The sequence below is a fragment of the Nevskia soli genome, from assembly GCF_903970205.1.
In the GTDB taxonomy this organism is placed as follows: Bacteria; Acidobacteriota; Terriglobia; order Bryobacterales; family Bryobacteraceae; genus Bog-113.
The window spans coordinates 1-5,054 of record NZ_CAJCHS010000271.1 but is presented as its reverse complement, the minus strand read 5'-3'; the positions used below and the strand labels follow the sequence as shown (position 1 = coordinate 5,054).

Below are 5,054 nucleotides of genomic sequence, written 5' to 3'. Positions count from 1 at the left end.
TGAGGGCCGGCAACTCGATTTCTTGTACGTCGGATTGTTCGAGGAGCGATCGAGTTTGGCGGAACTTCACCAGGTTAAGGAGCTTGGTTTCGGCAAGTTCCGCGCGACGGAATAAACGGGCTTCGGCGAGCCAGAGTTGATTGAATAAGCGGGCGTTGGCCTGCAATCCGGCGGCTTGGGCGAGAGCCGTAATCGAGCCGTCATCCGCGTCGAACATCTTCTCGACTGCCGCGCGCTGCTGTTCGGTAGTGAGGATGGTCAGCGCGGTTTCCCGGGCGGAGATGCGGCGGGCGCGCCAGCGGGCGCTTACGATGTCGTGAACGATGGAGAGTTCTTCGCTGGTCTCGGCGCGGCATTCGCGCGCGTAGGAATCGGTGAGTTGTTGGAACGCTTGGGGGTCCTCGCCGGGAAGAACGACTTCCCCGGCGAACATGCCGTGCTTGAGGGCATTCATGGAGGCGCGCGCCTTACCTTCGGCCGTGCGGGGTCCGGTGGAGTGCTGAGAATTGGCGCGGTTGATTTCGGCGCGCGTGCGCGGGGTGGTTTCCGGAGTTGCGAGTGAAGAGGCTGCGGCTGACATGTCGTGGTTCTCCCGGTTTCAGGGTAGACCTGGGGGCGAGGTACTTAGGGGAGTTTTCATGTTGGGAGCTATTGGGGATTGGGTGAAATAATTTGGAATTGCTGTGACTGAAGAGGGCTGCAGGCCGATCCGTAGCGCGGCGCGGCGGAAGTTCGCACGATGAATCAGCCCCCTTTTAAGCTTGACGTCGAGAGCGGGCGGGTCGTGCTGGAAGCGTTGCGGGAAGTTTGCGCGTATCAAAGCTGGAACCTGTTGGCCGCGCATGTGCGGACGGCCCGAGAAGGTGATGATCGATTTTAAGAGCTATTCGAGCCGGGCGTTGAAACCGGCTTGATGGGGGAGAAAAAGATCTAAGGCGATGGGCGCGTCATGGCAGCACGCGTTGGTTGTGGAAGGATCAGAGTGTTCGCGATGCCATGCAATATGTGGTAGAGGAGCAGGGCGAAACAATGGCGGTGTTCTTGGGAGACTTGCCGTGAGGTGAGTACTGTCCTGCCGGTCGCTTACGCTCGCGGCTCAGTAAAGTTGTCGGCAATGCCGGACTGAACGGGATGTGGCTCAGTTACCTGTTGCTTAGGTGGATTCGGTTACTTCTCCGTACTTCTCGAAAAAGTGCGCCACTGTCATGATTCCCTTATAGTAGTTATCCAGGTTGTACTTCTCGTTCGGGGAATGCAAGCCATCGTCCGGGAGACCGAAGCCCATCAGGATTGTCGGAATTCCAATGAACTTGGCGAATTCTCCGACAATTGGAATCGATCCGCCGGACCGCGTGAACACCGTGCGCTTCCCGAACACGTCTTCCATGGCTTGCGCGGCGACGCGGATACCGGGATGATTGGTATCCACCATTAGTCCCGGGCTGGCGCCAAGCACGCGCACTTCGACCTTGATTCCCTTGGGCGCTTTCTTCGCGACATGGTTGCGGAATTCTTCAATGATCTGTTCCGGGTTCTGGTCCGGAACCAAGCGGAAACTTACCTTGGCCATAGCCTTGGACGGGATCACGGTCTTACTTCCAGCGCCTGTAAATCCGCCGGCGATGCCATGCACCTCGAAGGTCGGGCGCGACCACACTCGCTCCAAAACGGTGTGACCCTTTTCGCCGGTCAACTTGAGCGAGCCGACCTCTTCACGCAGGAAATCCTTCTCTTTGAAGGGCAGCTTGGACCAGCTATCGAGCTCATCCGACGACGGCGGCTGCACGTCATCGTAGAAGCCTTTGATCTTGATCTTGCCCTTGGAATCCTTGACGGTGTTCAGCAGCTCGATGAGTCCGAAAACCGGATTGGGCGATGCGCCGCCGTAGACGCCGGAGTGCAGGTCGCGCGAGGGACCGGTCGCCTCGACCTCCATGTAGACGAGCCCGCGCAAACCAACGTTGAGCGTCGGCAGGCCGGGCGCGTACATCGAAGTGTCGGAAACGAGCGCGATGTCCGCTTTGAGCTTGTCGGGGTGCTCCTCGACATATTTGCTGATCGAAACGCCGCCGATCTCTTCTTCGCCTTCGATCAGGAACTTCAGGTTGAGCGGCAGGGTGCCCGTGGTGGAACGCAGAGCTTCGACCGCTTTGATGTGCGAGTACATCTGACCCTTATCATCAGCCGCGCCGCGCGCGTAAATATTTCCCTGCCGGACGGTGGGCTCGAACGGCGGAGTCAGCCAGAGCTCGAGCGGATCGGCCGGCTGGACGTCAAAGTGGCCGTAGCACAAGACGGTAGGCTTACCCGGCGCGTGAAGCCAATCGGCATAGACGAGCGGATGTTTTTGGGTGGGGATGACTTCGACGTTCTCGAGACCGGCGGCGTTCAGCTTCGCGGCGACGAATGCGGCAGCTTTGGCGACATCGTCCGCGTATTCGGGCAGGGTGCTGATACTGGGAATGCGGAGGAATTCTTCGAGTTCTTCAAGGAGCCGATCGCGGTTCTCGTGGACGAAATGGTCGGTGGCGCCGGACATTACCCGATGTTATCGCGCCGGGATATCGGGCAGACATTAATTGGGCAGCCCGCCGCCACCGATTGGTCTAGCTGGCGTGCGAATGCGTCTGGACCCGTGAAAGGATTCCCGAGATACGTTCCACGGTGCCTTGGATTTCGCTGACCTTACGATCGAGATTCGAAAGGTCGGCTTGTCCATTCTCCGTTTTCGGGTTTCCCACCGAGGTGAGAATCGCCGCGCGCGCGAAGTCGGATATGCTCCGCGCCCCCTGGCGGACGGCGGCATCTTTCAAGGTCTGATATTCGTCTTCCGAGAGGCGGAAGTTAACGAGTCGTGTGCGTGGACTGTATATGGCCATGGGTCCCTTTATGTACGTTAGCGTTGCCGAACTGATCGCTCCTGCCGTCTTTTGTGTTGTTGTTGACTTCGTTGAGCAAGCTGTCGTTACGTGTGAAGCAATGGTAGTGCCAAGCGTGCATCCATTTTTCGCCTATTTGGGAAGGTTAACCGTTTCATAGGGCACCATGGGACGGCTCCGTACTAGTTGAGTGTTCTGAAAGTTACAGATGGTTGATCAAGCTACTTACGTAGGCCGCGCCGAAGCCATTATCGATATTTACAACGGTCACATTGCTCGAGCAGCTATTGAGCATCCCAAGTAGCGCCGCCAGTCCGTTGAAACTGGCGCCGTATCCGACGCTGGTCGGAACGGCAATTACGGGGCACGACACCAGTCCGCCGACAGCGCTCGGCAGGGCGCCTTCCATTCCAGCGCAGACAACCACGACACGGGCCGACATGAGCAGCTGACGGTTGGCCATGAGCCGGTGAATGCCGGCGACACCGATATCGTGTACGGCTTCCACCTTGTTCCCCATCACCTCGGCGGTAACCCGGGCTTCTTCGGCGACGGGAATGTCGCTGGTACCGGCGCAAACGACGGCGATTGTGCCTTTTCCGGTGAGTTTTCTCTCGCGCCAAAGGCGCACGGCGCCGGAGCGGGGGAAATGTTCGGCCTCAGGAAAGCGGGTCGTCAGCGCCCGCGCTTTCTCCGCATCGGTGCGCGTAATCAGGACGTTGGGGGCGTGCTCGGCCAACCGCTCGGCAATCGCCAGGACCTCGTCGGCCGTCTTACCGAGGCCGAACACGACCTCGGGCATGCCGTGCCGCAGGCTCCGGTGGTGATCGATCTTGGCAAATCCCAGATCCTCAAAGGGCATGTGCCGCAGGCGCCCGACGGCCTGTTCGACATCCAGCGATCCGGATTGCACGCTAGCGAGCAGTTCGCGAACCTGGTCTTCGTCCATCTAGTACCCAGTCATCTAGAAATGTATGGCCGATCCAACGGTTATCGCATGCCGCGCGGCCTGGCCGCCGCCAAGTTCCAGTACGAATTGCGCGGGAGCGTGGCCGCCGTAATTCGGACAATCGTTTCCACCTTGCGGGCACGGCGGCGTTTTGGCGGAGATTTCGACAACTTTGTGGGCGGAATCCATCCAGATGATATCGAGGGGGAACTTGCAGTTTGCCATCCAATAGGGGTATTCGCCGGTTTCCGCGTGGACAAACAGCATGCCGCGATCGGGAGCGATGGAATCCCGGTACATCATGCCGCGCGCCATGTCTTCGGGCTTGATTTCGACTTCGGCGAGAATTGCGGTTCCATCGGGGAGCGTCACATTGCGGGTGTCGCCGGCGGCTAGGGTTACGGTGGAACCGGTCTTGACGCAACTCTGCAGCGCGAGACAAAAGAGCACCGTGGCAGCGAACCGCAAGGGAACCATTCGCTAACATAGTAGCGAGTCCCCCAATGTTCCTTCGCAGGCTGCGGCACAGCCTGGACATGATCAAATTCGAGCACTCCGTCTTCGCGCTGCCTTTCGCGCTGACGGGCGCAGCGCTGGCGTTTCGGGAATCGGGAACCAGCGCGGCGCAAGACTGGCGATTGGTGGCGTGGATCGTGGTGGCGATGGTGAGTGCGCGCTCGGCCGCGATGGCGTTTAACCGGGTGATCGATGCCGACATTGATTCACGAAATCCGCGGACAAAGATGCGGCATTTGCCGGCCGGTCTGCTGAGCGTGCAGTTTGCGTGGGTCTTTATCGTGGCTTCGGTGCTTCTGTTTTTCGTCGCGGCGTGGCAGTTGAATCCGCTTTGTCTGGAACTGGCGCCGGTCGCGCTGGCCATCGTGTTTCTGTATTCGTTCACGAAGCGGTTCACTTCGCTCTCGCACCTGGTGCTCGGGCTGAGTTTGGGGATCGCGCCCGCAGCCGCGTGGATTGCGGTGCGCGGGCGGCTCGACTGGCGGATTCTGCTTCTCACCGTCGCGGTGATGTTCTTGACCGCCGGTTTCGACATCATCTACGCGTGCCAGGACTTTGAGTTCGATCGGCGCGAGGGATTGTTCAGCTTGCCGGCTCGAATCGGCTTGCGCAACGCGCTCATGGTTGCGCGCATCCTGCACGTCGCGATGATCGGGGCCCTGGTTGCGCTGGCGTGGGTCCTGCATCTGGGGCCGCTGAGCGTGGTTGGG

Annotated in this window: 6 protein-coding genes; 1 reads left to right on the top strand and 5 read right to left on the bottom strand. The window is 59.6% G+C overall.

Annotated features, from left to right (window positions below; translation table 11 throughout):
* The 5 genes from H1Y01_RS12315 to H1Y01_RS12295 form a co-directional block, all read right to left on the bottom strand.
* Positions 1-580, bottom strand: a 580-nt coding sequence (locus tag H1Y01_RS12315; RefSeq protein ID WP_180540819.1) for a hypothetical protein, incomplete at its 3' end; no start/stop codon positions are given.
* 573 nt (positions 581-1,153) lie between these two features.
* Complete coding sequence (locus H1Y01_RS12310) at positions 1,154-2,539, bottom strand: dipeptidase (RefSeq protein WP_180540818.1); 1,386 nt, start codon at positions 2,537-2,539, stop codon at positions 1,154-1,156.
* Positions 2,540-2,606: 67 nt separating this feature from the next.
* Positions 2,607-2,879: a plasmid mobilization protein gene (locus H1Y01_RS12305; RefSeq protein WP_180540817.1), complete on the bottom strand. Its 273-nt coding sequence runs from the start codon at positions 2,877-2,879 to the stop codon at positions 2,607-2,609.
* Between the two features lie 202 nt (positions 2,880-3,081).
* Entirely contained in the window at positions 3,082-3,828 is a 747-nt protein-coding gene (gene larB, locus H1Y01_RS12300; RefSeq protein WP_180540816.1) for a nickel pincer cofactor biosynthesis protein LarB, read from the bottom strand.
* 15 nt (positions 3,829-3,843) lie between these two features.
* Positions 3,844-4,305 (bottom strand): DUF192 domain-containing protein, encoded by a 462-nt coding sequence (locus H1Y01_RS12295; RefSeq protein ID WP_180540815.1) that lies wholly within the window; start codon positions 4,303-4,305, stop codon positions 3,844-3,846.
* A 26-nt stretch (positions 4,306-4,331) separates the two neighbouring features.
* On the opposite strand from H1Y01_RS12295, the gene H1Y01_RS12290 reads away from it, so the two are divergent.
* Positions 4,332-5,054: UbiA-like polyprenyltransferase (locus tag H1Y01_RS12290; RefSeq protein WP_180540814.1), on the top strand; the 723-nt coding region annotated here is incomplete at its 3' end.

What these genes read in the sequence shown, in the direction of transcription:
- H1Y01_RS12310 (WP_180540818.1), bottom strand. Translation starts at nt 2,539, where the DNA reads ATGTCCGGCGCCACCGACCATTTCGTCCACGAGAACCGCGATCGGCTC.
- H1Y01_RS12305 (WP_180540817.1), bottom strand. Translation starts at nt 2,879, where the DNA reads ATGGCCATATACAGTCCACGCACACGACTCGTTAACTTCCGCCTCTCG.
- larB (WP_180540816.1), bottom strand. Translation starts at nt 3,828, where the DNA reads ATGGACGAAGACCAGGTTCGCGAACTGCTCGCTAGCGTGCAATCCGGA.
- H1Y01_RS12295 (WP_180540815.1), bottom strand. Translation starts at nt 4,305, where the DNA reads ATGGTTCCCTTGCGGTTCGCTGCCACGGTGCTCTTTTGTCTCGCGCTG.